The following is a 24752-nucleotide window of genomic DNA, read 5'->3' on the forward strand; positions in this document are numbered from 1 at the left end:
GAGCAAGCTCCCTCGCCACGCAAGATAGGGCATCTCGGCAGCCGCGACCTGAACCCAATTCAAAAGAGGGTGCATTTCATGTCCCAAGAATTCGATTACATCATCATCGGTGCCGGCTCGGCCGGTAACACCCTGGCCACCCGCCTGACCGAAGACGAAGGCGTCACCGTCCTGCTGCTCGAAGCCGGCGGCCCGGACTATCGCCTGGACTTCCGCACGCAAATGCCCGCCGCCCTGGCGTTCCCGCTGCAAGGCCGGCGCTACAACTGGGCCTACGAGACCGACCCGGAGCCGCACATGAACGGCCGCCGCATGGAATGCGGTCGCGGCAAGGGCCTGGGCGGTTCTTCGCTGATTAACGGCATGTGCTACATCCGCGGCAACGCCCTGGACTATGACAACTGGGCCAAGCTGCCAGGCCTGGAAGACTGGACCTACCTGGACTGCCTGCCGTATTTCCGTAAAGCCGAAACCCGCGACATCGGCCCGAACGACTACCACGGCAGCGACGGTCCGGTCAGCGTGACCACGCCCAAGCCCGGCAACAACCCGCTGTTCCACGCCATGGTCGAAGCCGGCGTGCAAGCCGGTTATCCACGTACCGAAGACCTCAACGGCTACCAGCAGGAAGGCTTCGGTCCGATGGATCGCACCGTGACGCCCAATGGCCGTCGCGCCAGTACCGCGCGCGGTTACCTGGACATCGCCAAGAAGCGCTCCACCCTGACCACCGTCACCCACGCGCTGACCGACAAGATCCTGTTCGAAGGCAAGCGTGCGGTCGGCGTGCGTTACCTGGTGGGCGCCGCTGAAGAGCGCGTCGAAGCGCGGGCCCGCAAGGAAGTGCTGCTGTGCTCCGGCGCCATCGCTTCGCCGCAGATCCTGCAACGCTCCGGCGTCGGTCCGGCAAAACTGCTCGAAAACCTCGACATTCCGGTGGTCCACGACCTGCCGGGCGTTGGTGAAAACCTCCAGGACCACCTGGAGCTGTACCTGCAATACGCTTGCACCCAGCCGGTTTCGCTGTACCCGTCGCTGCTCTGGTACAACCAGCCGGCCATCGGTGCCGAGTGGCTATTCAACGGCACCGGCATCGGCGCCAGCAACCAGTTCGAGGCCGGCGGTTTCATCCGCACCCGCCCGGACTTCGAGTGGCCGAACATCCAGTACCACTTCCTGCCGGTGGCGATCAATTACAACGGCAGTAATGGCGTGAAGGAGCACGGCTTCCAGGCGCACATGGGCTCCATGCGTTCGCCGAGCCGTGGCCGTATCCAGGCCAAGTCCAAGGACCCGCGCCAGCACCCGAGCATCCTCTTCAACTACATGGCCACCGAACAGGACTGGCAGGAATTTCGCGATGGCATCCGCCTGACCCGCGAGATCATGCAACAGCCGGCGCTCGACCCGTTCCGCGGCCGCGAGATCAGCCCGGGCATCGAAGTGCAAACCGACGAGCAACTGGACCAGTTCATCCGCGAGCACGCCGAAACCGCGTTCCACCCGTCCTGCTCGTGCAAGATGGGCACCGACGACATGGCGGTGGTCGATGGCGAAGGCCGTGTGCATGGCATGCAAGGCCTGCGGGTAGTCGATGCCTCGATCATGCCGATCATCACCACCGGCAACCTGAACGCGCCGACGATCATGATGGCCGAGAAAATCGCCGACAGGATCCGCGGCCGCAAACCGCTGCCTCGAAGTGCCGCGCCGTACTACGTGGCCGGCGATGCGCCGGTGCGCGGCAAGCCTCTGCGTGAAGTGGCGACTGCCGCCCAGTAAGGTTCAAGACCCAGGCGCGGCCTTCGTCGGATCGCCGCCCGGAGCGAGCTCGCTCCCACAAAGCTTGATTGTGGGCATAGATTTTGTGACCACCAACAATCCCAATTGTGGGAGCGAGCCTGCTCGCGAAAGCGGTGGGTCTGTTTGCATCAATGTTGGATGTGCCGCCGTCTTCGCGAGCAAGCTCGCTCCCACACTGGATCTGTGATGGCTCAAAATCCGTTCCATCGCAGGTCGCCTGTGGGAGCGAGCTTGCTCCGGGCGGCGATCCGACGATGGCGTCCGACCTGCCAACGCAAATATCCATCTGCCTTGATCCCTCCCCCACCCCAGGCCTACTCTAGAGCCGCCCGCGTCAACGCGCCGCACCTCGCTGCACCGCCGCTCCAGACAAGGAGGTTTCATGTTCGATTTCCACCCCCAGCTCAAGCAGCGGTTTGCTGCATTGCGCACGGGCGCTGAATTCTTTTCCCTGCGTTACGTCCGAGAGTCCGGTCAGCACCTGTCGGTGCGCAAGAATGTCGCCGAGCCGCCCAGCCTGAGCCGCGACGAAGGTGCGATGCTCACCGTGCGGGTCAATGGCGTCGAAGCCTATGCGGCCACCAACGATTTGTCCCAGGCCGGCCTGCAAGCGGCGCTCGAACGCGCCGAGCAACAGGCCCGCCGGCTCAAGCCCCACGCTTTGCTCGACTTGCGCGAGCAGCCGGTCTCCAGCGACCGCGCCGATTATTTCTCACCGCATTTCGACCAGGCGTTCCCTCCACTGAGCGATTGCTACCAACTGCTCGGCGACGAATCGGCAGCGGTGCCGACGGACGAGCGCCTGGTGAACTGGCAGGCCAGTATCGGCCTGACCCAGGTCGAGCAGATCTACCTCAACAGCGCCGGCGCCGAACTGCGCCAGGCCCAGCGCTTCATCTACCCGGCCCTGGACGTCACCGCCTTCGACGGGCACGACAGCCAGACGCGCACCCTGGGCCGCGAGAACTTCGGTCAGCAGGGCGGCTTCGATGTGATCAACCGCTGCGGCCTGATCGGTGCCGGGCCGAAGATCGCCGACCAGGCCCTGCAATTGCTGATGGCGCCAAACACCCCGCAAGGCCCACGCGACCTGTTGCTGATGCCCGACCAGATGATGCTGCAGATCCACGAATCCATCGGTCACCCGCTGGAACTGGACCGCATCCTCGGCGACGAGCGCAATTACGCCGGCACCAGTTTCGTCAAGACCAGCGATTTCGGACACCTGCAATACGGCTCCAACCTGCTGAACGTGACGTTCGACCCGGACATCCCGGAAGAACTGGCCAGCTACAGCCATGACGACGACGGCAGCGCTGCCAGCAAACAGTTCCTGATCCGCGAAGGCTTGCTGTTGCGCCCCCTGGGCGGTGCGCTGTCGCAGTTCCGCGCCGGCCTCGACGGGGTCGCCAACAGCCGCGCCTGCAGTTGGAATCGTCCGCCCATCGACCGCATGGCGAACCTGAACATCGAGCCCGGCGACCAATCCCTGGAGCAACTGATCCAAGGCATCGAGCACGGCGTGCTGATGCGCACCAACCGCTCCTGGTCCATCGATGACGCCCGTAACAAATTCCAGTTTGGCTGCGAATGGGGCCAGTTGATCGAAGACGGCGAGCTCAAGGGCGTGGTGAAAAATCCGAACTACCGGGGCATTTCCGCGCAGTTCTGGAAAAGCTTGAGGGCCGTGGGCGACGCCAGCACTTCCCAGGTCCTCGGCACGCCGAACTGTGGCAAGGGTGAACCGAACCAGGTCATCCGCGTCGGCCATGCTTCGCCGGCCTGCGTGTTCAGCAACGTTGACGTATTTGGGGGAGATGCCTGATGAGCACCGTCACAAATGAGGCCGGGGCGTTCAAGGCGTTGGTCGATTGGCTGCGCAATGCGTTGCGCGAACCCGAACAGTTCACCCTCGGCTATGCCGCCGAGTCTTCGGCTTTCGTGCGCTTCAACCACGGCAAGGTTCGCCAGGCCGGGCAGGTCCAACAGGCCAATATCAACCTCAAGCTGATCAACGACGGCCGCCATGCCGACTTGCAGATCACCTTGTCCGGCGACACCGAGACCGATCTGCGACGCCTGGGCGAAGGCCTGCAACAGTTGCGCGAGACGTTGCCGTTGTTGCCCGCCGATCCCTACCTGCTGCTCAACCACAACCACTGGCAGAGCAACAATGTGCAGGATCACCCATTGCCCGAGACGGCGCAGGCGGTCGGCGAAATCACCCGCGCCGCAGAAGGCCTGGACCTGGTGGGGTTCTATGCGGCCGGGCCGATCAGCCGGGGCTTCGCCAGTTCCTCGGGTGCCTTCGGCTGGCATCAGGCCAACAGTTTCAATTTCGACTTCAGCTTGTTCCATGAGAACGGCCAGGCCGTTAAGGCCAGCTATGCAGGCCACGCCTGGAGCAGCGAAGGGTTCGCCCAACGTTTCGAACAGGCACGCGACCAGCTGCAATTCCTCGGCCGACCACTGCGCACGCTGCCGCCCGGTGAATACCGCGCCTACCTGGCGCCAGCCGCGCTGGAAGAAATCATGGGCATGCTCAGTTGGGGCGGGTTCTCGGCCCGTGCAATCGCCAGCAAGCAAAGCCCGCTGCAGAAGTTCTACGCCGGCGAAGCCCACTTCAGCCCCAACGTCTGGTTGACGGAGCAGGTCAGCGGCTCCCTGAGCCCGGCATTTTCCGACGAAGGTTATCCTCGCGATGACCTCGGGCTGATCGCCAAGGGCACGGCCAACGCACGGCTGGTCAATTCCCGCAGCGCCGCCGAATACGGTCTTACCGCCAACGGCGCCAGCAGCTATGAATACCCTACCGCGCTGGAAATGAAAGAGGGTCATCTGGCGCTAAGGCACGTTCTCGAAGAACTCGGCACCGGCTTGTACATCAGCAACCTCTGGTACCTGAACTACTCGGACCAACCGGCGGCGCGCCTGACCGGCATGACCCGTTTCGCCACGTTCTGGGTCGAGGATGGCCAGATCCAGGCACCGGTGAGCACCATGCGTTTCGACGACAGCGTCTACAGCCTGCTCGGCTCGCAACTCGAAGGCCTGACCCGGGAGCGGGAACTTCTGCTTTCGGCCAGTACCTACAGCCAGCGGGCCACGGCTTCGATGCTGCTGCCGGGGGCGTTGGTGAAGAGGCTTACGCTGACGCTATAACTCGCAGTTCCCGTGGCGAGGGAGCTTGCTCCCGCTCGGCTGCGAAGCAGTCGCAACCCAGGCGGCGCGATATTTCAGGCACACCGTGTTCACGGGCTTGGGGGTGCTCCGCACCCCAGCGGGAGCAAGCTCCCTCGCCACAAAAGCGTTTTCGCCACAGGAAATTGTTCACTTTTCACACAAGAGGTCCCATGCCCAACCGCGCCCCGCTCGACGCCGTCACCGCCCGCTGGCTTCCGTGGGTCGTGGCAATCGCTTTCTTCATGCAGTCCCTGGACGGGACCATCCTCAACACTGCCCTGCCTGCCATGGCCAGCGACCTGGCGGAGAACCCGCTGCGCATGCAAGGCGTGATCATCGCCTACATGCTCACGGTGGCCCTGCTGATCCCGGCCTCGGGCTGGATCGCCGACCGCTTTGGCACCAAGAAGATTTTCTTCGGCGCGATCCTGCTGTTCAGCTTCGGCTCGTTGCTGTGCGCCTTGTCCAATTCGTTGAGCATGCTGATCGGCGCCCGGGTCGTCCAGGGCCTGGGTGGCGCGCTGATGCTGCCGGTGGGCAGGCTGGTAGTTCTACGGGCGTACCCGCGTTCGGAGCTGGTGCGGATCATGGGTTTCATCACCATCCCCGGCCTGCTCGGCCCGCTGATCGGCCCGACCATGGGTGGCTGGATGGTCGAGTACCTGACGTGGCACTGGATTTTCATCATCAACCTGCCGGTGGGGGTAATCGGCTGCTATGCCGTCTGGAAATTCATTCCGGACCTGCGCGGCAGCGAGCGCACGCGGTTCGATGGGCTGGGGTTCCTGCTGTTTGGCGCCGCTATGGTGTTGATCACCATCGCCATGGAAGGCCTGGGTGAACTGCATCTTCCGCACCTGCGCGTGATGTTGCTGCTGTTCGGCGGCATGGCCTGCCTCGCGGCCTATTGGTTGCGGGCCGGACACGTGGAAAATGCGCTGTTCCCGCCGTCGCTGTTCAAGACCCGGACCTTTGCCGTGGGCATCCTCGGCAACCTGTTCGCGCGCCTGGGCAGCGGCGCGTTGCCGTTCCTGGTGCCGTTGCTGTTGCAAGTGGCGCTGGGCTATTCGCCGTCCCAGGCGGGCATGAGCATGCTGCCCCTGGCGGCGGCGGCGATGGTCGCCAAATCGGTCGCCCGGCCGTTGATCGAACGCTTCGGCTATCGCATCGTCCTCACCGCCAATACCCTGGCCCTGGGCGTGATGCTGGCGAGCATGGGCCTGGTCAGCGAGCAGACGCCGTACTGGCTGCTGCTGGCGCATCTGGCGGTGCTGGGGGCGATAAATTCGCTGCAATTCACCGCGATGAACACCGTGACCCTGATCGACCTGGACGACGCCAGCGCCAGCAGCGGCAACAGCTTGCTGTCGGTGGTGGCGCAACTGTCCCTGAGCCTCGGCGTGGCCTGCGCCGGCGCGCTCCTCGGCGGCTTTACCGCCCAGGTCGGCAATGATGGCGTGGACACGGTGCTGGGCGCGTTCCAGTTGACCTTCGTGACCGTGGGCATCATGGCGATGCTGGCGGCGACGATTTTTTCCCAGCTGTCCAAGCAGGACGGACGGCGGGTGAAGCGGCCGGATGAGCATATCGAGCACTAATGTGGCGATAGGGCTGTTGTGGCGAGGAAGCTTGCTCCCGCTCGGCTGCGCAGCAGACGCAATCCAGACGACGCGATACTTCAGGCGCACCGTGTTGGCCGGGTTTGGGGCGCTTCGCACCCCAGCGGGAGCAAGCTCCCTCGCCACAGGGGAATCTTCCCGCTTCTGAGCTGCGCCACAGCTCGTCCAGAACTTTCGAAGAAAGTGGCACGAGGCTGCTACACTGCGCGACATTTTGTTTTGCAGGCCAGTCCCGTGACCACCATTGCCACCGCTTTTAATACTTTGCCGCTGTCCGCCGCCATGCTGGCTAACCTCGAATCACTCGGTTATGCCCAGATGACGCCGATCCAGGCGCAAAGCTTGCCGGTGATCCTCAAGGGTATGGACCTGATCGCACAGGCCAAGACCGGCAGCGGCAAGACCGCGGCCTTTGGCATCGGCCTGCTGAACCCGATCAACCCGCGCTTCTTTGGCTGTCAGGCCTTGGTGATGTGCCCGACCCGTGAGTTGGCCGACCAAGTCGCCAAGGAAATCCGCCGCCTCGCCCGCGCCGAAGACAACATCAAGGTCCTGACCCTGTGCGGCGGCGTGTCCTTCGGCCCGCAGATCGCCTCCCTCGAACACGGCGCCCACATCATCGTCGGCACGCCGGGGCGCATCCAGCAGCACCTGCGCAAGGGTTCGCTGGTCCTCGACGGCCTCAATACGCTGATCCTCGACGAAGCCGACCGCATGCTCGACATGGGCTTCTACGACGCCATCGAAGACATCATCCAGCAGACCCCTGAACGCCGCCAGACACTGCTGTTCTCGGCCACCTACCCGGTGGGCATCAAGCAACTGTCGTCCAAGTTCATGCGTAACCCGCAGCAGGTCAAGGCCGAGGCGCTGCACTCCGACGCCCAGATCGAGCAGCGCTTCTACGAGATCTCTCCCGAGGAGCGCATGGACGCGGTGGTCAAGGTGCTGGCGCATTTCCGCCCGGCCTCCTGCGTGGCGTTCTGCTTCACCAAGCAGCAGGTCCAGGAAACCGTCGATCACCTGACGTCCAAGGGCATCTCCGCCGTCGGCCTGCACGGTGACCTGGAGCAGCGCGACCGCGACCAGGTCCTGGCGATGTTCGCCAACCGCAGCACCTCGGTATTGGTCGCCACCGACGTGGCGGCCCGTGGCCTGGATATCGATGCGCTGGACATGGTGATCAACGTCGAGCTGGCCCGGGACTCGGAGATTCATATCCACCGCGTCGGCCGCACCGGGCGCGCCGGGGAGAAAGGCATCGCTATCAGCCTGGTGGCGCCGTCCGAAGCCCACCGCGCCCAGGCCATCGAGCAACTGCAGAAGTCGCCGTTGAGCTGGGACCAGTTGGACAACCTCAAGCCCCAGGGCGGCGCTCCGCTGCTGCCGGCCATGAGCACCCTGTGCATCGGTGCCGGACGCAAGGACAAGGTGCGCCCCGGCGACATCCTCGGCGCCCTTACCGGCGAGGCCGGCATCCCTGGCGCCCAGGTGGGCAAGATCGCGATTTTCGATTTCCAGGCCTATGTGGCAGTGGAGCGCGGTATCGCCAAACAGGCCTTGCAGCGCCTGAACGATGGCAAGATCAAGGGACGCTCGTTGCGGGTGCGGATCCTCTGATTGCCGTTGATTCACCCTGTGGCGAGGGAGCTTGCTCCCGCTCGGCTGCGCAGCAGTCGTAATCCAGGCGATGCGATCTTCCAGATGCACCGTATCGTCTGTTCAGGGCTGCTCGCAGCCCAGCGGGAGCAAGCTCCCTCGCCACAAAAGCTCCATACTCATCTGAATGTGAGGACACCGTTTTGCGCTCTACCGAAGTCGTGATCATTGGCGCTGGCGCCGCGGGGTTGATGTGCGCGCTGACCGCCGCCGGGCGCGGGCGGCAGGTAATGTTGCTGGACCACGCCAACAAGGCCGGCAAGAAAATCCTCATGTCGGGCGGTGGACGCTGCAACTTCACCAACATGTACACCGAACCGGGCAACTTCCTCTCGCAGAACCCGCACTTCTGCAAGTCGGCCCTGGCCCGCTATACCCAATGGGATTTCATCGCGTTGGTGGCCAAGCACGGCGTGCCCTATCACGAGAAAAAACTCGGCCAGTTGTTCTGCGATAACAAATCCAGCGACATCCTCGGCCTGCTGCTGGACGAGTGTGACCAGGCCGGCGTCGACCTGCACCTGGACACCTCGATCGAGCAGATCGAGAAGACCGCCGACGGCTACCTGCTGCAAACCACCCTCGGGCCCATTGCCTGCCAATCCATGGTGATCGCCACGGGCGGGCTGTCGATCCCGACCCTGGGCGCGACTGGCTTCGGCTATCAGGTGGCCAGGCAATTCGGCCACCAGCTGCTGCCGACCCGGGCTGGACTGGTGCCGTTCACCATCACCGATCAGCTCAAGACGCTCTGCACCGAACTGTCGGGCACGTCGGTGGACTGTCTGGTGAGCTGCAACGAGCAGAGTTTTCGCGAGAACATCCTGTTCACCCATCGCGGTTTGAGCGGTCCGGCGATCTTGCAGATCTCGTCGTTCTGGGAGCCGGGCGACACGGTGCAGATCAACCTGCTGCCCGACCACGACGTGCCGCAGTGGCTGCAACAGCAACAGGCCGAACGCCCGAACAGCGAACTCAAGACCCTGCTGGGCGAGTTGTTCACCAAGAAAATGGCCAACCTGCTGGCCGACACCTGGTTCGTCTCCAAGCCGATGAAGCAATACACTCACGCGGAACTCGCCGACATCGCCGAGAAGCTGGCGAGCTGGAACGTCGTCCCCGCCGGCACCGAAGGCTACCGCACCGCCGAAGTGACCCTGGGCGGCGTCGACACCCGGGAAGTTTCTTCCAAGACCATGGAGTCGCTGAAGAGCCCGGGGCTGTATTTCATTGGCGAAGTGCTCGACGTCACCGGTCACCTGGGCGGTTTCAACTTCCAATGGGCCTGGGCTTCGGGGTATGCGGCGGCGCAGTACGTCTGATCCCCCCTGGGTCGAGCCCGCTTTTGTGGCGAGGGAGCTTGCTCCCGCTCGACTGCGCAGCAGTCGCAAAACAGCCATCGCACTCGGTCTGAATTAATGCGACGCATGGGGAAGGGGCCGCTTCGCAGCCCAGCGGGAGCAAGCTCCCTCGCCACAGGGGGTGTTCTTTGCATGCCGGAACACTTTTTGCTGCCGGATGTGATCGTCGCCATTGCATCGGCGTCATTACTGCCTCAATTTAGCGTCATTGCCCGTCAGGCCCGTGCACTTCATGTCATCGACCTCGTTCAGCCAGTCTCTGCGTCGCCTTTGGGCGTTGGATAAATTCAGCTATAGCGTGCGGGTGTTCATCGCCCTGACCGGCAGCATGGTGCTGTGTTGGTACCTGGATAAGATGGCGCTGCTGATTCCGCTGTTCCTCGGCATCATCGCCAGCGCATTGGCCGAGACCGACGACAGCTGGCAAGGCCGTCTCAACGCGCTGGCCGTGACGCTGGTGTGCTTCAGCATCGCCGCGCTGTCGGTGGAGTTGCTGTTTCCCTATCCCGTCCTGTTCATCGTCGCCCTGGCCCTGGCGGCCTTCGGCCTGACCATGCTCGGCGCCCTGGGCGAGCGCTATGGCGCGATTGCCTCGGCTACCCTGATTCTTTCGGTCTACACCATGATCGGCGTGGACCAGCGCGGCGGTGCGATCACGGACTTCTGGCATGAGCCGGTGTTGCTGGTGGCCGGCGCCGCCTGGTATGGCCTGCTCTCGGTGTTGTGGCACGCGCTGTTTTCCAACCAGCCGGTGCAGCAGAGCCTGGCGCGCCTGTTCCGCGAACTGGGGCGCTACCTGAAACTCAAGTCATCGCTGCTGGAGCCGATCCGTCAGCTGGATATCGAGGCCCGACGCCTGGAGCTGGCCCAGCAGAATGGCCGGGTGGTGGCCGCGCTCAACAGCGCGAAGGAAATCATCCTGCACCGCGTCGGCAATGGCCGGCCGGGCTCGAAAGTCAGCCGCTACCTGAAGCTGTACTTCCTTGCCCAGGACATCCATGAACGCGCCAGCTCCTCGCACTATCCCTATAACGCCCTGGCCGAGGCGTTCTTCCACAGCGACGTACTGTTCCGCTGCCAGCGCCTGCTGCGCCAGCAAGGCAAGGCTTGCCTGGCACTGGCCGAGTCCATCCAGTTGCGCCAGCCGTTCGTCTACGACGACAGCTTCGCCGAAGCCCTGAACGATTTGCATGCTTCCCTGGAGCACCTGCGCATCCAGAGCAACCCGGCCTGGCGCGGCCTGTTGCGCTCGCTGCGGGCGTTGTCGGTCAACCTCGGCACGATGGACCGCCTGCTCAGCGACGCGAGCAACCCCGACGCCCTCGCCGACGCCACTGACAGCAGCCTGCTGGACCGCTCGCCACGCAACCTCAAGGACGTCTGGGTCCGCCTGCGCACGCAGCTCACGCCGACGTCGCTGCTGTTCCGTCATGCCCTGCGCCTGCCCCTGGCGCTGAGCGTGGGCTACGCGATGGTGCACCTGATCCACCCTTCCCAGGGCTACTGGATCATCCTCACCACACTGTTCGTCTGCCAGCCCAACTACGGCGCCACGCGGCGCAAGCTCGGCCAGCGGATCATCGGCACCGCCATCGGCCTGACGGTAGCCTGGGCGCTGTTCGACCTGTTTCCCAATCCGCTGGTGCAGTCGTGCTTCGCCATTGCCGCCGGGGTGGTGTTCTTTACCAACCGCACCACCCGCTACACCCTGGCGACTGCCGCGATCACCGTCATGGTGCTGTTCTGCTTCAATCAGGTCGGCGACGGCTACGGGCTGCTGCTGCCACGGCTGTTCGATACCTTGCTCGGCAGCCTGATCGCCGGGCTGGCGGTGTTCCTGTTCCTGCCAGACTGGCAGGGCCGGCGCCTGAACAAGGTGCTGGCCAACACGCTGACCTGCAACAGCATCTACCTGCGCCAGATCATGCAGCAATACGCCGCGGGCAAAAGCGACGACCTGGCCTATCGCCTGGCCCGGCGCAACGCCCATAACGCCGACGCGGCGCTGTCCACGACGCTGGCGAACATGCTGATGGAGCCGGGCCATTTCCGTAAGGAGGCCGACGTAGGGTTCCGCTTCCTGGTGCTGTCCCACACCCTGCTCAGTTACTTGTCGGGGCTCGGGGCCCACCGGGGCACCCAACTGCCGACTGAGGTACGCGAGCAGCTGATCGACGGCGCCGGAGCAAGGCTGGCGACCAGCATCGATGAAATTGCCCAGGGCCTGGCGAGCAAACAGCCGATCGCGATCCAGAGCGACGACGAAGAAGCCCTCGCCAGCGAGCTTGAGCTGATGCCCGATGAAATCGACGAAGGCCAGCGGCTGGTGCAGACGCAACTGGCTTTGATCTGCCGGCAACTGGGGCCGTTGCGCACGCTGGCGGCGCACCTGATCAAGGACACCAGTGAGGCTTGAGTGCTGTGGTGACCATGCCATCGTCTTCGCGAGCAGGCTCGCTCCCACAGGGGCAGGCATTTTCAGTGTGGGAGCGAGCCTGCTCGCGAAGGGGCCATCAGCCGCACAGCAGATTCACATCCCATGCGCCTTCAATAACTTCTGATAACTCCCATCCGCCTTCATCGCCGCAATCTCCCGATCAAACCCGGCGACGATCTGCTCATGCTCGGGATTCTTCAGGCTGACCAGGATATGCAGGCTGTTTTCACTCAACGGCTTGGGTAGAAATTCCACGGCATTGCGCACCTTGGCGGATTCGCGGGCCAGGTAATAACGGGCGACGTATTCGTCTTCCAGCGTCAGCTTCACCCGGTCGGCGGCGAGCATGCGCACGGCCATAGCAAAATTATGCACAGGGATTTTCTGCATCTTCTCGTCCTCATCGAACGCCTTGGAATAGGCGTAGCCACGAACCACGGCGATGGGATAGGCATACAACTGCTGCAGGTTGTCGAAGTCGATGGGCGAGTCCTTGCGCTTGATAAACCGCACGCGGTTGAGCAGGTACTCGGCCGAGAACTGGCCCACATGGGTGCGTTCCTCGGCGTACCAGGCATTGATCAGCACGTCATACCGCCCTTCGCTGATCCCCAGCATCGCCCGGGCCCAGGGCACCTGCTCGAAATCACTGGCATAACCGGCGCGCGCCAGGGCGGTGGTGACGATATCGGTCGCAAGGCCGCCATTGACCAGCGTCGAGTCGGTAAAGGGTGGCCAGGCATCGGCGACCAGACGCAGTTTCTGCGCACAGGCGTTGTGGCTCAGCAACAGCAACCCGACCAAAGCAAGAGCTCGATGCAATCGCGGCATGCCTGACTTCCTTGACGGGTTCAAAGCCCGGTTTGTTTTTAGCCGAAACCCAAGGGACTCCCCAAGGCATCCGGGTCCTGACGTTAGCTCATCGAAACCGCTGCGCAGCGCTGGATTGAAGATTACATAAAGAAGGCAGTACCGCGACAAATCGATGATGGCATTTTGGTCTTTATCACAGATTTTTCGACCGATTGAAAAGAGACTTCCGACGCAAGGACGCCTAATATCGGCAGCAGGTTCTCTGGGAAATTCAAAAAATGGATATCGACTGGGTCTGCAAACATCACACTGACCTGAGCAAGGAACAGCTATACGCCATCCTGAAACTGCGCGCCGAAGTCTTCGTCGTCGAACAGAACTGTGCCTACCCGGACGTCGACGGACTGGACCTTGAAGGCGACACCTGCCATCTGATGGCTTGGCAGGACAACCACCTGGTCGCTTACCTTCGTTTGCTCGATCCGCATTCGCGAAACAGCGATGTGGTGATCGGCCGCGTGGTCATCGCCCCCGAGGCGCGAGGGCAAGGGCTGGGGCATACACTGATGGAACAAGCTTTGAAGCAGGCCGAAAAGCACTGGCCCGGCGTGTCGATCTCATTGTCGGCCCAGGCGCATCTGCAGGGGTATTACGGGCGGTACGGGTTTGAAGTGGTGGGCGTGGAATATCTTGAGGATGGGATTCCGCACATCGGGATGCATCGGCCCTGAGGTCCTCTTCGCGAGCAGGCTCGCTCCCACAGAGGCCTGTTGTGGACATAAGATTTGTGTACCACCCAGGCCCCCTGTGGGAGCGAGCCTGCTCGCGAAGGCGTCAGTCCAGTCGCGGACGCTTCAGGGATAACCGAGCACCGCCTTAATCCCCTGCAGATTCTGCTCGATCCACTTGCAATCAATCGCCCCCCAATCGCGAATCCGATACCGCCCGGCATGGTTGCGCGCGCCCTCCTGCTGCTCGAATTCACAGAGAATGTCCAGGTCCGCCAGCGCCACGACGGTATCCTGGGCGGTGCGCCGAGGCATGCCGGTAGCTTCGGTGAGCGCGGGAATGTTGCTGGCCAGGCCGCTGTCGATCAGGTAAGCCACGTACAGTCGACGATAGAAGCTGCTCTTGGTCTTGCTGACGTCCATTCGCTCATCCCTTGTCTTGTTGCAGGTCCCGCCAGGTCAGGTACACCCGCAGGTCGAATTCCAGCTGGTGATAGCCCGGCAGCATGTGCTCGCACAGCTGGTAGAAAGCCTTGTTGTGGTCCGACTCCTTGAAGTGGGCCAACTCGTGCACCACGATCATTTCCAGAAACTGGGGCGCTGCGTCCTTGAACAAAGAAGCAATGCGGATCTCTTTCTTGGCCTTGAGCTTGCCGCCCTGTACCCGCGACACCGCCGTATGCAGCCCAAGCGCGCGATGAGTCAGGTCGAGGCGGTTGTCGAACCGCACTTTGTCTATGGCTGGCGCGTTACGCAGGTAGCGCTGCTTGAGATCCAGCGCATAGCCGTACAACGCCTTGTCGCTCTGGATCGGATGGCGGCCGGGATAGCGTTGTTGGAGGTAATCGCCCAGTCGATCCTCGGCAATTAGTTGCTGCACCTGGGCTTGCAGCGCGGCGGGGTACGCCTGGAGGTATTTGAGCACGGTCATCGGACGGCAACACAGTCACTGGAGGCCGCCAGTGTAGCGAATTCAGGCCGGCACCGCGCTCCAGTCGAATGGTCGCGCGAAAGCGTCTGTGTCCTCGGCCATCAAGGGCCGCGCCACGAGGAAGCCTTGCACATATTCACAGCCATGGGCCTTGAGCCAGTGATACTGCTGCGGCGTCTCGACCCCCTCGGCGATCACCCGCAAGCCCAATTGCTTGCACAGGTCGATCACCGAGGCGGCCAGCGCAGCGTCCCTGGGCGAGTCCGGCAAGCGGGCGATCAAGTGCCGATCAAGCTTGAGCGTATCGAGTTCGAGATCACGCAGATGCGCCAGCGAGCAAGGCCCCGAACCGAAGTCGTCCAACGCCACTCGCACGCCCAAGTGGCGCAGTAGGCGCAATTGCTTATGGGTTTCGTCGGGGTTGCGCATCAGCGCGTCTTCGGTGATCTCGACCTCCAGCTGCCGCGGCTTCAACGCATGGCGATCCAGGACCTGGCGCAACTCGGTCACCAGGTTGGGCATGCCGAACTGGGTACTGCTCAGGCTCACGCCCAACACCAGATCGTCGGGAAACATCCGCTCCCAAACTTTGCGCTGGGACGCACTGCGATGGTAAATCCAGCTGCCCAGCCGACTGATCAACCGAGCCTCCTCCAGCAACGGCAGGAACAAGCCCGGCGGTACGTCCCCGACGCTGGGGTGCTGCCAGCGCAGCAGCGCCTCGAACCCTCGGGTCCGTCCGTCGAGGATGCTGACCTGTGGTTGATAGACCATATTGAAGTCGCGGTTTTCGATGGCCGAACGTACGCTTTCCTCAAGCATCAGCCGTGAACGGGCTCGGCCGTTCATTTCGTGATCGTAGAAACGATACTGCTGGCGGCCGGCGCGCTTGGCCTCGTACATGGCGATGTCGGACGCGCGAAGCAACCCGTCGAGGTTGGAGCCGCAGTCCGGGTACGTGGCGATGCCGATACTGGCGCCCAGCGCCACGTCCATGCCTTCGATCTGCTGGCAGACCGAGACGCGCTCGATGAGTTTCTCGGCAATCTTTGCCGCCTGCTCGGGCACCTCAAGATCCAGCAGCGCCGTGAACTCATCGCCGCCGAGCCGCGCGAGGATGTCGAACGGGCGCAGGCAGGCCTTCAACTGTTCCGACACCCAGCGCAACACCCGGTCGCCGGCATCGTGGCCCAGCGAGTCATTGACCCGTTTGAAGCCATCGAGGTCCAGGTACAACAGCACCCAGTTGCTTTCCAGCCGTTCGCTGCGCATCAGCAGGTTTTCGGCGGTCTGATAGAACCCCCTGCGGTTGAGCAAACCGGTCAGGGGATCAGTGACGGCCTGGAACTCCAGCTGCTGGTGCAGATGACGAACCACCGACATGTCCTGAAGCGTCACCACCATGGCCTTTTGTTCAGAAGGCAGGGGGGCACAGGACAAGGCCACCGACACTTGCTGGCCGGGCGCGGTGCGCAGCACGGCGTCGTGCAAACGCCAGGTTTCGCCACGTCGATAGGCGGCATGGATATCCGAATCGATCCACTCGGGAATATGGGGTTTCTGCAGGAAATCCAGGAAGGGCATCCCTTGCAATCGGTCCGCAGTGGCGTTGAGCAAGCGGCACGTCGAAGGGTTGGCAAAACGGATGAAACCGCCTTCATCCACCACCAGGATGCCTTCGGCGGCGTTATCCAGCACCGAGGCATTAAAGGCCCTGGCTGCCTCCAGGTCCAGGCTCAAACGCTGCAAGGCCCGGCGATTGCGCTGGTGCTCGAGTAACGCGTGGACCTTGGGCTTGAGAATCTGCGGGTCGAATGGCTTGAACAGGTAATCCACCGCGCCGCTGGCGTAACCCTTGATCACCGCGTCCTGGGACTGCTCGTTGGCGGTCAGGAAGATGATCGGCGTGAGCCGCGTGCGCTGGCTGCCACGCATCAGACGCGCCACTTCGAAGCCGTCCATGTCCGGCATCTGCACATCCAGCAGCACCAGGTCAATGTCATGTTCGAGTAGCAGGTTGAGGGCCTCGACACCCGAGGACGCGGTCATGACCTGCCAATCCTGACGCTGCAACAACGCTCGCATGCTGAGCAGGTTTTCAGGGTAGTCATCAACAATCAAAAGGACGGAGCTGTCTTCGCCAAACGGGGGTTGCGCGCATTCCATGCTGCTTCTCTTATCGGGACGCCATGTCCGTCCTACGTGGGAAAACGGACAACATACAGTGATCTCACTCTAGACCGGGATTTTGAAAAGCAGTAGGTGTCATGACGCCATCATCCAGACAAAGCCCGAAATAGCCGACTAACGGTCACCCTGCTCAGGCACAGAAACTGCAATGACCCCTTCGACGAACAATTGACGTCAAACATTCGCCGAGCGGTCAACAACAAAAGCCCCACCCAGCGTTTCGAGACGCTCAAAAGGGCGGCTCAAAGCCTCCCGACACGGCGTACACCCTTTTACATCCCGATACGCAGGACACACGACATGATCGATCTCGCAACCTGGAACCTGAGCATTCCTGAAGGCGCACCACCGGCGACCATCCAGACTTCGCAGCTGGTACAAGGCTTCAAGAACCAGTATTTCAACTCGGAAACCGGCACCGTGTTTTTCTGGGTCCCCGTCACGGGCGCCACGACGGCCAACGCCATTTACCCTCGCAGCGAGCTGCGCGAAACCAACAGCGACGGCACGTTGCGCAATTGGTTGTACCCGGCTGCGGATAACAAGCTGGCCGCCACGTTGACCGTCGGCCAGGTGCCTAGCACCGGCAAGCTGGTGATTGGCCAGATCCACACCAAGGACAGCACCAGCCCCATGGTGAAGCTGGAATACCAGTACAAGACCTACAGCTCCACCGGCAACATCGTCGCCAAGGTGCGCATGCGTCCCGACGACGCTACGGGCCAGGTCATCACCATCGCCACCGGCATCAAGCTCAACCAGCCGTTCTCGTACCTGATCCACCTCAACCGTGCAGGCCTCTTGACCATCAACGGCGCCGGCTATCAGTGGAGTGCCACCGTCAGCAACATCTGGAGCACCAAACCGTTGTACTTCAAGGCTGGCGTCTACGTGCAGGACAACGCTGGCTACGCCACCGAAGGCGCAAAAGCCACGTTCAGCCTGCTGGATATCGATCACAACCTCTAAGGTTTCCCCCCGAGCAGCAGCATGGATCGCTGCCTGCCCGCCGCCGACTCGCTCCCCTTCGATCAACGTGGCAATGGCACCGCCAAAAAGCCATCGTTCAATAAAATTTTGACGCTATCGACCAACGGTCAATTATCTGCGGCACAAAATCGCTAATCCCTACTCTGACGGACTGCTGACGCCAAACCTCCGCCGTACGAACGTGCCAGATGTTCGTCCGCATTCCTGCCGGCGTCCGCAGAAAGCGCGTCTTAGAGCCTCCGGCTGTGGCGTAAATCATTTCTTCTTCTCAGAAAGGATCCGAACATGGTCGATCTAGCAACCTGGAACCTGAGCATCCCCGAAGGCAGCCCGCCGAAAACCATCGAAACCCCTCGACTGGTGGATGGATTCAGGGACAAGTACTTCAATTCCGAAGGCAGCACGGTGTATTTCTGGTCGCCGGTGACCGGCACCAAGACCGAAAACGCGATCTACCCACGCAGCGAACTACGTGAGACCTACCGAGACGGCACCCTGCGCAACTGGCTTTACCCAGAGGCCGACAATCAATTGCGCGCAACGCTGGTGGTCAATCAGGTTCCCAGCAGCGGCAAAATCGTGATTGGTCAGATCCATGCCAAGGACAGCAACAAACCGATGGTGAAGCTGGAATACCAATTCAAGGACGCCACCAACACCGGCAACATCGTCGCCAAGGTGCGCATGCGCCCCGATGACAGCAAAAGCCGGGTCATCACGGTAGCGACAGGCGTGAAGCTTGACCGGGCCTTTTCTTATCGGATCCACCTGGATCGCACCGGCGACCTGGGCATCACCGCCGCCGGTAATAGCTGGTACACCACGGTCGGCGCCGCCTGGCGGGTCAAGCCGTTGTACTTCAAGGCTGGGGTGTATGTGCAGGACAACAGTGGCTATACCAGCGAAGGTGGCAAGGTAACGTTCAGCAAGTTGGACATCGATCACAACACTTGAAATTTCGCTTCCTAAAATCTCGTAGGAAACATCCCCTTGTGGTGAGGGGATTTGTTCCCGCTGGGCTGTGAAGCGGCCCCATCTTTTGTCAGACCTCGCGCATACGCCGGTTTGCGGCGGCTGCGCCCCCGAGCGGGAGCAAGCTCCCTCACCACGGGGGGCCGGTGCGTCCTACAGGCCGATTTTGGCCTGGAAAATCTACTCTATAGTTTGGTTGGTCTGCTGGCCTTGGTCAGCAGGCGAGGGTTTCGCAGCCCACTGATCAATACAGAGACTTTGCACCGTCAAATGTAAATTCAGGCACACTCGCCTGCGTTCGTTTTATGGCGGTTGCGCGTGGGAGACCTTCGGGTCTGCCGGGTTTGGTCTCTTCCTTGGTCTGCGAACCCGCGCGCAACTGCCACCCATTTGTTTCGCAGCAAAAAGGTGGCAATTAATTTTCCCAACTTAATAGAGCCAAACCTTATGACCACGCATCAAACACCTACCCGCTTCACCCCGCTCACCCCGATCGCTACCACTCAACCCATCCTGTTCATCGACAGCACCGCGCCCCTAACCGAGCTTCATGCGTGCGCCAGCGAACGTCTGCATGCCACTCTTGATTACCTGACGCTTATGGCCTGCACCACCCTGCGCGATTCGGCTGCCGGGGATCTCAACACTCTCACTAATGTTGCCCGGATTCTGGTTCAGGATGTGGCCGATGTGTTCGGTGTAATCGAACAGCGTGGACTCGAAGAGCAATAAAACCTGCGTGCAGGAGATCCCCTGTGGAAGCGAGCTTGCTCGCGATGGCGTTGGGTCTGTAGCGGAAATGTTGGCTGACTCGGCGCTATCAGGATCGATGTGTATATCCGTTTTTTTGTAACGGCTACTTAATGGTTCCGCTCTTACAGCGGGTCACTTTTGGAAAGAGCGCCAAAAGTAACCAAAAACGCTCTGCCCCACCACTCGGTGCCTCGCTAAGGCTCGGCATGCCCTCACTCCGGCATTGCTCCGTGGGCCGCCGCGAAGGGCCATCCATGGCCCAGCGCGGCTACCTCGGCATCCATGCCGAGGTACCCACTCCACAATACCTGCGTTCGGCCATCGTGCTTAACGGGGCGCCCGAGATCAACGTCCACCGCGAGGCGGCCTGGTAGCCGACCTGGTTCTGGATGAGGTTCGCGTTGCCCCTGTGGGAGCGGGCTTGCTCGCGAAGGCGGGGTGTCAGTCGATGAAGATGTCGGATGTGCCAGCCTCTTCGCGGGCAAGCCCTCCCACAATGGGCTCCAGGTTCGACCATGGCTTTGTAAGCGACACAAAACACCTGTGGGAGCGAGCCTGCTCGCGAAGTCGGTGTCACAGTCGATGAAAGGACTGAATTTCCTGCCGCCACCGTAAGCTGGCTTGCAATAGCGGTGGTTCAATCAGATGGCGTTGGGCTTACTGGCCTCTTCGCGAGCAGGCTCGCTCCCACAGGAGGAGCGCGGACCCCATCCAGAACCAGGTCGGCTTCAGGCCGCCTCGCGGTGGACGTTGATTTCGGCGCCCCGTTAACCACGCTGGCCGAACGCAGGCATTGCGCAGTGGGCAACCCAGCATGGATGCCGGGTTAGCCGCGCTGGGCCATGGATGGCCCTTCGCGGCAGCCCACGGAGCAATGCCGGAGTGAGGGCATGCCGAGCCTTAGCGAGGCACCGAGTGGTGGGGCAGAGCGTTTTGCTTACTTTTGACTGGGCCGGCTTCCGGGCTTCTCAAAAGTGAGACGCTGTAAGAGCGTAACCATAAGCAGCCACCACCCAAAAAACGGATATACACCCAAATCCCAAGCATTAAAAAACCCGCATCGCTGCGGGTTCTTTAATAATGAATAACGCGAAAAGCTTAGTTGACCTTAGCGTTCAACTCGCCTTTCAAATACCGCTGATACATGGCTTCCAGCGAGATCGGCTTGATCTTCGACGCATTACCCGCCGTGCCAAACGCCTCATAACGCGCGATACACACATCACGCATCGCCGTCACGGTCGCACCGAAGAATTTACGCGGATCAAACTCGCTAGGATTGGTCGCCATCAGACGACGCATGGCACCGGTGGAAGCCAGGCGCAGGTCAGTGTCGATGTTGACCTTGCGCACGCCGTACTTGATGCCTTCGACGATTTCCTCGACCGGCACGCCATAGGTTTCCTTGATGTCGCCACCGTACTGGTTGATGATCGCCAGCCACTCCTGCGGTACCGAGGAAGAACCGTGCATCACCAGGTGAGTGTTGGGGATGCGCTTGTGGATTTCCTTGATGCGGTCGATGGCCAGCACGTCGCCGGTAGGCGGCTTGGTGAACTTGTAGGCGCCGTGGCTGGTGCCAATGGCGATCGCCAGGGCGTCGACCTGGGTTTTCTTGACGAAGTCGGCGGCTTCTTCCGGGTCGGTCAGCATCTGGCTGTGATCCAGCACGCCTTCGGCGCCGATGCCATCTTCTTCACCGGCCATGCCGGTTTCCAGCGAGCCCAGGCAACCCAGCTCACCTTCCACCGAGACGCCGCAGGCGTGGGCCATGGCGACGGTTTGCTGGGTGACACGGACGTTGTATTCGTAGTCGGTCGGGGTCTTGCCATCTTCGCCCAGGGAGCCGTCCATCATTACCGAGCTGAAGCCCAGTTGGATGGAGCGCTGGCAGACGTCAGGGCTGGTGCCGTGGTCCTGGTGCATGCACACCGGGATGTGCGGGAATTCTTCGATTGCCGCCAGGATCAGGTGACGCAGGAACGGCGCGCCGGCGTATTTGCGAGCGCCGGCCGAAGCCTGGACGATCACCGGGGAGTCAGTCTTGTCAGCGGCTTCCATGATGGCGCGCATCTGCTCAAGGTTGTTGACGTTAAAGGCTGGGACGCCATAGCCGAACTCGGCTGCGTGGTCCAGCATCTGGCGCATGCTGATAAGTGCCATTAGTGTGTCTCTCCCGGTCGAGGGTCGTTAATCGTGCCAGCCTGCCGGAGCGGCGGCGGCTATTCAAGTCATTGCGGGTCGGGGCTGGCCCGAGCCTGCGTGTTAGATGAAGCAAAATCTCGATACCAACGAGAAACCCTGTGGGAGCGAGCCTGCTCGCGATGAGGGCTTTACAGCCAACATCTCTGTTGCCTGAAACATCGCTTTCGCGAGCAGGCTCGCTCCCACATTGGATTTCCCTGAATCAATCGGCCTTGCAGCCCCGCCCAATCAGATCATTGGTGGCGACCCAATACGCCAGGCCTTCCTCGCCCTTGATGTGCAACGCCAGCATGTCATCGCTGTACAGCGAACCTTCGGCGCCGGGCTCGAGCTTGAGGCGATAAACCTTGTCAGCGCCGCCCAGCCGGACATCGACTTCCTTGCGCGCTGCATCGGCATAACGCCAGAGCACCTTGGCCTCGCTGTCACATGTCCAACTCGTCCAGCCCTCTGCAGCAGGCTCGGACGACTGCAAAAAACCCAGTTGCGAGCAACCGGCCAACAATGCCAACGCCACGACGGCGATAAAGCCTTTCATCCGTGTTCCTCGACGGGCGGCCCGTGCCGCTCGCCATGAGTTAAGAGTCTGACCCGTCAAGGGCAACCATGTTCCTTGACCGGCGCCTGCGTCTCGTATTTATCCAGGCCGTCCGGCCCGGAACGCTTGTTCAGTACCGGGTTGGTCTCGGCCTGCCAGTCAGCCTGATAACAGCCTTGCTCAGGCACTGGCGCCGCCGTATCCGGCGCGGTGGCTTGCGGGCTGCTCGAGCAAGCCACCAACAGCGTCGCGGCCATCAGCGACATGAACGTCTTGACCATCGGAACACTCCTTTGCCTGGTCAACGTCGCCTCAGGCCTTGGCCCGGCTTTCCAGGACTTCCACGGCAGGCAGCACTTTGCCCTCGACGAATTCGAGGAACGCGCCACCACCGGTAGAAATGTAGGAGATCTGCTCGGCTACGCCATATTTATCGATGGCGGCCAGGGTGTCGCCACCGCCCGCGATGGAAAACGCAGTGCTCTCGGCGATCGCCTGGGCCAGCACTTTGGTACCGTTGCCGAACTGGTCGAACTCGAACACACCGACCGGACCGTTCCACAGGATGGTCTGGGAGGATTTCAGCAGTTCGGCGAAGTTCGCCGCGGTTTGCGGACCAATGTCGAGGATCATGTCGTCCTCGGCCACGTCGTCGATCAGCTTGACGGTGGCGGTTGCACTTTCGGCGAATTCCTTGGCGACCACCACATCCACGGGCAACGGTACGCTGACCTTGGCGGCGATTTCACGGGCGGTGTCCAGCAGATCCGGCTCGTACAAGGATTTGCCTACCGGGTGACCGGCGGCGGCGAGGAAGGTGTTGGCGATGCCGCCACCGACGATCAACTGGTTGCAGACCTGGCTCAGGCTGTTGAGCACGTCCAGTTTGGTCGAAACCTTGGAGCCGGCAACGATGGCGGCCATCGGCTGGGCTGGCGAGCCCAGGGCCTTGCCCAGCGCGTCCAGCTCGGCCGCCAGCAACGGACCTGCGGCGGCGACTTTGGCGAACTTGGCCACGCCGTGGGTCGAGCCCTCGGCGCGGTGCGCGGTGCCGAAGGCGTCCATCACGAACACGTCGCACAGGGCGGCGTATTGCTGGGCCAGCTCATCGGCGTTCTTTTTCTCGCCCTTGTTGAAGCGCACGTTTTCGAACAGCACGACATCGCCAGCCTTGACGTCGACGCCGCCCAGGTAATCGGCCACCAACGGCACGTCGCGGCCCAGGGCCTTGCTCAGGTAATCCGCCACCGGCTTGAGGCTGTTCTCGGCCGAGAATTCACCTTCGGTCGGACGGCCCAGGTGCGAGCAGACCATCACCGCCGCGCCTTTTTCCAGGGCCAGCTTGATGGTCGGCAGCGAGGCCAGGATGCGCGCGTCGCTGGTGACAACACCGTCCTTGAGGGGGACGTTGAGGTCTTCGCGAATCAGTACGCGCTTACCTTGCAGATCGAGGTCGGACATCTTCAACACGGTCATGGGTCGCAATTCCTGGGTAACTGTTTAGAGAGCAGGTTTATTGGAAGCGGTTTGCAGGTAATGCTCGGCAACGTCCAGCATACGATTGGCAAAACCCCATTCGTTGTCGAACCAGGCCAGGATGTTTACAAGCCTGGGCCCGGAAACACGGGTCTGGCTGGCATCGACGATGGCCGAATGTGGGTCGTGGTTGAAATCACAACTGGCGTGAGGCAACTCGGTGTAGGCCAGGAGGCCTTTGAGCGGGCCGCTGGTGGCGGCTTCGCGCAGGATCCGGTTGACCTCGATGGCGTCGGTATCGCTCACGGTCTGCATCGTGATGTCGAGGCAAGACACGTTGACCGTCGGCACCCGCACGGCTTTGGCCTGAATTCGCCCGGCAAGTTCCGGCAACAGCCGTTCAATGCCGCGCGCCAGACCAGTGGACACCGGAATTACCGATTGGAAGGCCGAACGGGTACGGCGCAAATCCTCGTGGTGATAGGCGTCGATCACCGGCTGATCATTCATCGCCGAGTGGATGGTGGTGATCGACACGTATTCCAGGCCGATAGCCTGGTCCAGCAGGCGCAACAGCGGCACGCCGCAGTTGGTGGTGCAGGACGCGTTGGACACCAGCAGCTCCTCGCCGGTCAGGCAGTCCTGGTTCACACCGTAGACGATGGTGGCGTCAACGTCGGCCTCGCTGGCCATCGGCTGGGAGAACAGTACCCGTGGCGCGCCGGCAGCGATGAACCGCTGGCCATCGTCACGGGTGTTATAGGCGCCGGAGCACTCAAGCACCAGATCGACGTTCAGGGACGCCCAATCGATGCCTTCGGGCGTGGCGCTGCGCAGGACCTTCACGCAGTCGCCATTAATGTGCAGACAATCGCCCTCGACCCGCACTTCGCCGGGAAACCGGCCGTGGGTGGAGTCAAAGCGTGTCAGGTATTCGATGCTGGCCATGTCGGCCAGATCGTTGATGGCCACAATCTCGAACCCGGCCTTTGCCCCTCGCTCGAACAACGCACGCAAGACGCAACGACCAATGCGGCCGTAGCCGTTGAGTGCAACTTTGTAGGGACGCGGTTGGGGCATGGGGTTCTCGATTA

General features: G+C 61.9%; 22 protein-coding genes. 13 read left to right on the forward strand and 9 right to left on the reverse strand.

The window, feature by feature from the left end; translation table 11 throughout:
- Positions 1 to 78: 78 nt before the first annotated feature.
- From betA to yccS, 7 genes are all read left to right on the forward strand, one after another.
- Positions 79 to 1782: a choline dehydrogenase gene (betA, locus tag M1E16_RS25510; RefSeq protein WP_458128677.1), complete on the forward strand. Its 1704-nt coding sequence runs from the start codon at positions 79 to 81 to the stop codon at positions 1780 to 1782.
- Between the two features lie 403 nt (positions 1783 to 2185).
- Positions 2186 to 3628 (forward strand): TldD/PmbA family protein, encoded by a 1443-nt coding sequence (locus M1E16_RS25515; protein ID WP_434699045.1) that lies wholly within the window; start codon positions 2186 to 2188, stop codon positions 3626 to 3628.
- Positions 3628 to 4965, forward strand: coding sequence for a TldD/PmbA family protein (locus M1E16_RS25520; protein ID WP_458128678.1), 1338 nt, complete (start codon positions 3628 to 3630; stop codon positions 4963 to 4965). Before M1E16_RS25515 ends, M1E16_RS25520 begins: the two co-directional genes overlap by 1 nt.
- Before the next feature lie 191 nt (positions 4966 to 5156).
- On the forward strand, positions 5157 to 6584 hold the full coding sequence (gene mdtD / locus M1E16_RS25525) for a multidrug transporter subunit MdtD (protein WP_434602087.1): 1428 nt from the start codon (positions 5157 to 5159) through the stop codon (positions 6582 to 6584).
- 303 nt (positions 6585 to 6887) lie between these two features.
- Positions 6888 to 8225 (forward strand): ATP-dependent RNA helicase DbpA, encoded by a 1338-nt coding sequence (dbpA, locus tag M1E16_RS25530; protein ID WP_458130367.1) that lies wholly within the window; start codon positions 6888 to 6890, stop codon positions 8223 to 8225.
- A 182-nt stretch (positions 8226 to 8407) separates the two neighbouring features.
- Complete coding sequence (locus M1E16_RS25535; RefSeq protein ID WP_458128679.1) at positions 8408 to 9586, forward strand: NAD(P)/FAD-dependent oxidoreductase; 1179 nt, start codon at positions 8408 to 8410, stop codon at positions 9584 to 9586.
- Positions 9587 to 9857: 271 nt separating this feature from the next.
- On the forward strand, positions 9858 to 12041 hold the full coding sequence (gene yccS / locus M1E16_RS25540; protein WP_434696564.1) for a YccS family putative transporter: 2184 nt from the start codon (positions 9858 to 9860) through the stop codon (positions 12039 to 12041).
- Positions 12042 to 12155: 114 nt separating this feature from the next.
- Here the strand turns inward: yccS and M1E16_RS25545 are convergent, their stop codons facing one another.
- Positions 12156 to 12893: a substrate-binding periplasmic protein gene (locus M1E16_RS25545; protein WP_434571263.1), complete on the reverse strand. Its 738-nt coding sequence runs from the start codon at positions 12891 to 12893 to the stop codon at positions 12156 to 12158.
- Positions 12894 to 13153: 260 nt separating this feature from the next.
- Between M1E16_RS25545 and M1E16_RS25550 the strand changes: the two genes are divergently transcribed.
- Positions 13154 to 13606 carry a GNAT family N-acetyltransferase gene (locus M1E16_RS25550; protein WP_434571261.1) on the forward strand — a complete coding sequence of 151 codons (453 nt, stop codon included), beginning with the start codon at positions 13154 to 13156 and terminating at the stop codon, positions 13604 to 13606.
- Between the two features lie 123 nt (positions 13607 to 13729).
- Here the strand turns inward: M1E16_RS25550 and M1E16_RS25555 are convergent, their stop codons facing one another.
- Genes M1E16_RS25555 through M1E16_RS25565 form a run of 3 tightly spaced genes read right to left on the reverse strand, consistent with a single transcriptional unit; the run spans position 13730 to position 16700 of the window.
- Positions 13730 to 14026, reverse strand: coding sequence for a winged helix-turn-helix domain-containing protein (locus M1E16_RS25555; RefSeq protein WP_458128680.1), 297 nt, complete (start codon positions 14024 to 14026; stop codon positions 13730 to 13732).
- A gap of 4 nt (positions 14027 to 14030) precedes the next feature.
- On the reverse strand, positions 14031 to 14534 hold the full coding sequence (locus tag M1E16_RS25560) for a M48 metallopeptidase family protein (RefSeq protein ID WP_458128681.1): 504 nt from the start codon (positions 14532 to 14534) through the stop codon (positions 14031 to 14033).
- Between the two features lie 42 nt (positions 14535 to 14576).
- On the reverse strand, positions 14577 to 16700 hold the full coding sequence (locus M1E16_RS25565; RefSeq protein WP_458128682.1) for a putative bifunctional diguanylate cyclase/phosphodiesterase: 2124 nt from the start codon (positions 16698 to 16700) through the stop codon (positions 14577 to 14579).
- 324 nt (positions 16701 to 17024) lie between these two features.
- On the opposite strand from M1E16_RS25565, the gene M1E16_RS25570 reads away from it, so the two are divergent.
- The 5 genes from M1E16_RS25570 (at position 17025) to M1E16_RS25590 (ending at position 19813) form a co-directional block, all read left to right on the forward strand.
- Positions 17025 to 17693, forward strand: a complete 669-nt coding sequence (locus M1E16_RS25570; RefSeq protein WP_458128683.1) for a polysaccharide lyase family 7 protein — start codon at positions 17025 to 17027, stop codon at positions 17691 to 17693.
- Positions 17694 to 17714: 21 nt separating this feature from the next.
- Positions 17715 to 17849: a hypothetical protein gene (locus M1E16_RS25575; protein WP_458128684.1), complete on the forward strand. Its 135-nt coding sequence runs from the start codon at positions 17715 to 17717 to the stop codon at positions 17847 to 17849.
- Between the two features lie 150 nt (positions 17850 to 17999).
- Positions 18000 to 18668 (forward strand): polysaccharide lyase family 7 protein, encoded by a 669-nt coding sequence (locus M1E16_RS25580; RefSeq protein ID WP_305498250.1) that lies wholly within the window; start codon positions 18000 to 18002, stop codon positions 18666 to 18668.
- 465 nt (positions 18669 to 19133) lie between these two features.
- Positions 19134 to 19418, forward strand: a complete 285-nt coding sequence (locus tag M1E16_RS25585) for a fructose-bisphosphate aldolase (protein WP_458128685.1) — start codon at positions 19134 to 19136, stop codon at positions 19416 to 19418.
- A 227-nt stretch (positions 19419 to 19645) separates the two neighbouring features.
- Positions 19646 to 19813, forward strand: coding sequence for a hypothetical protein (locus M1E16_RS25590; protein ID WP_458130383.1), 168 nt, complete (start codon positions 19646 to 19648; stop codon positions 19811 to 19813).
- A 724-nt stretch (positions 19814 to 20537) separates the two neighbouring features.
- On the opposite strand, the gene fba is transcribed toward M1E16_RS25590, so the two are convergent.
- The 5 genes from fba to epd all read right to left on the reverse strand — a co-directional run bounded on the left by fba (position 20538) and on the right by epd (position 24738).
- Entirely contained in the window at positions 20538 to 21602 is a 1065-nt protein-coding gene (fba, locus tag M1E16_RS25595) for a class II fructose-bisphosphate aldolase (RefSeq protein WP_003177554.1), read from the reverse strand.
- A 244-nt stretch (positions 21603 to 21846) separates the two neighbouring features.
- The gene (locus tag M1E16_RS25600) at positions 21847 to 22182 is read right to left on the reverse strand and encodes an MliC family protein (protein WP_434571249.1); all 336 of its coding nucleotides are present in this window, start codon (positions 22180 to 22182) and stop codon (positions 21847 to 21849) included.
- Positions 22183 to 22238: 56 nt separating this feature from the next.
- A complete protein-coding gene (locus tag M1E16_RS25605; protein ID WP_434571247.1) occupies positions 22239 to 22463 on the reverse strand; it encodes a hypothetical protein in 225 nt (74 codons plus the stop codon).
- A gap of 31 nt (positions 22464 to 22494) precedes the next feature.
- The gene (locus tag M1E16_RS25610; protein WP_458128686.1) at positions 22495 to 23658 is read right to left on the reverse strand and encodes a phosphoglycerate kinase; all 1164 of its coding nucleotides are present in this window, start codon (positions 23656 to 23658) and stop codon (positions 22495 to 22497) included.
- 24 nt (positions 23659 to 23682) lie between these two features.
- On the reverse strand, positions 23683 to 24738 hold the full coding sequence (gene epd / locus M1E16_RS25615) for an erythrose-4-phosphate dehydrogenase (protein ID WP_434699050.1): 1056 nt from the start codon (positions 24736 to 24738) through the stop codon (positions 23683 to 23685).
- Positions 24739 to 24752: the final 14 nt, after the last annotated feature.

The sequence above is a fragment of the Pseudomonas sp. Z2-11 genome, from assembly GCF_054161305.1.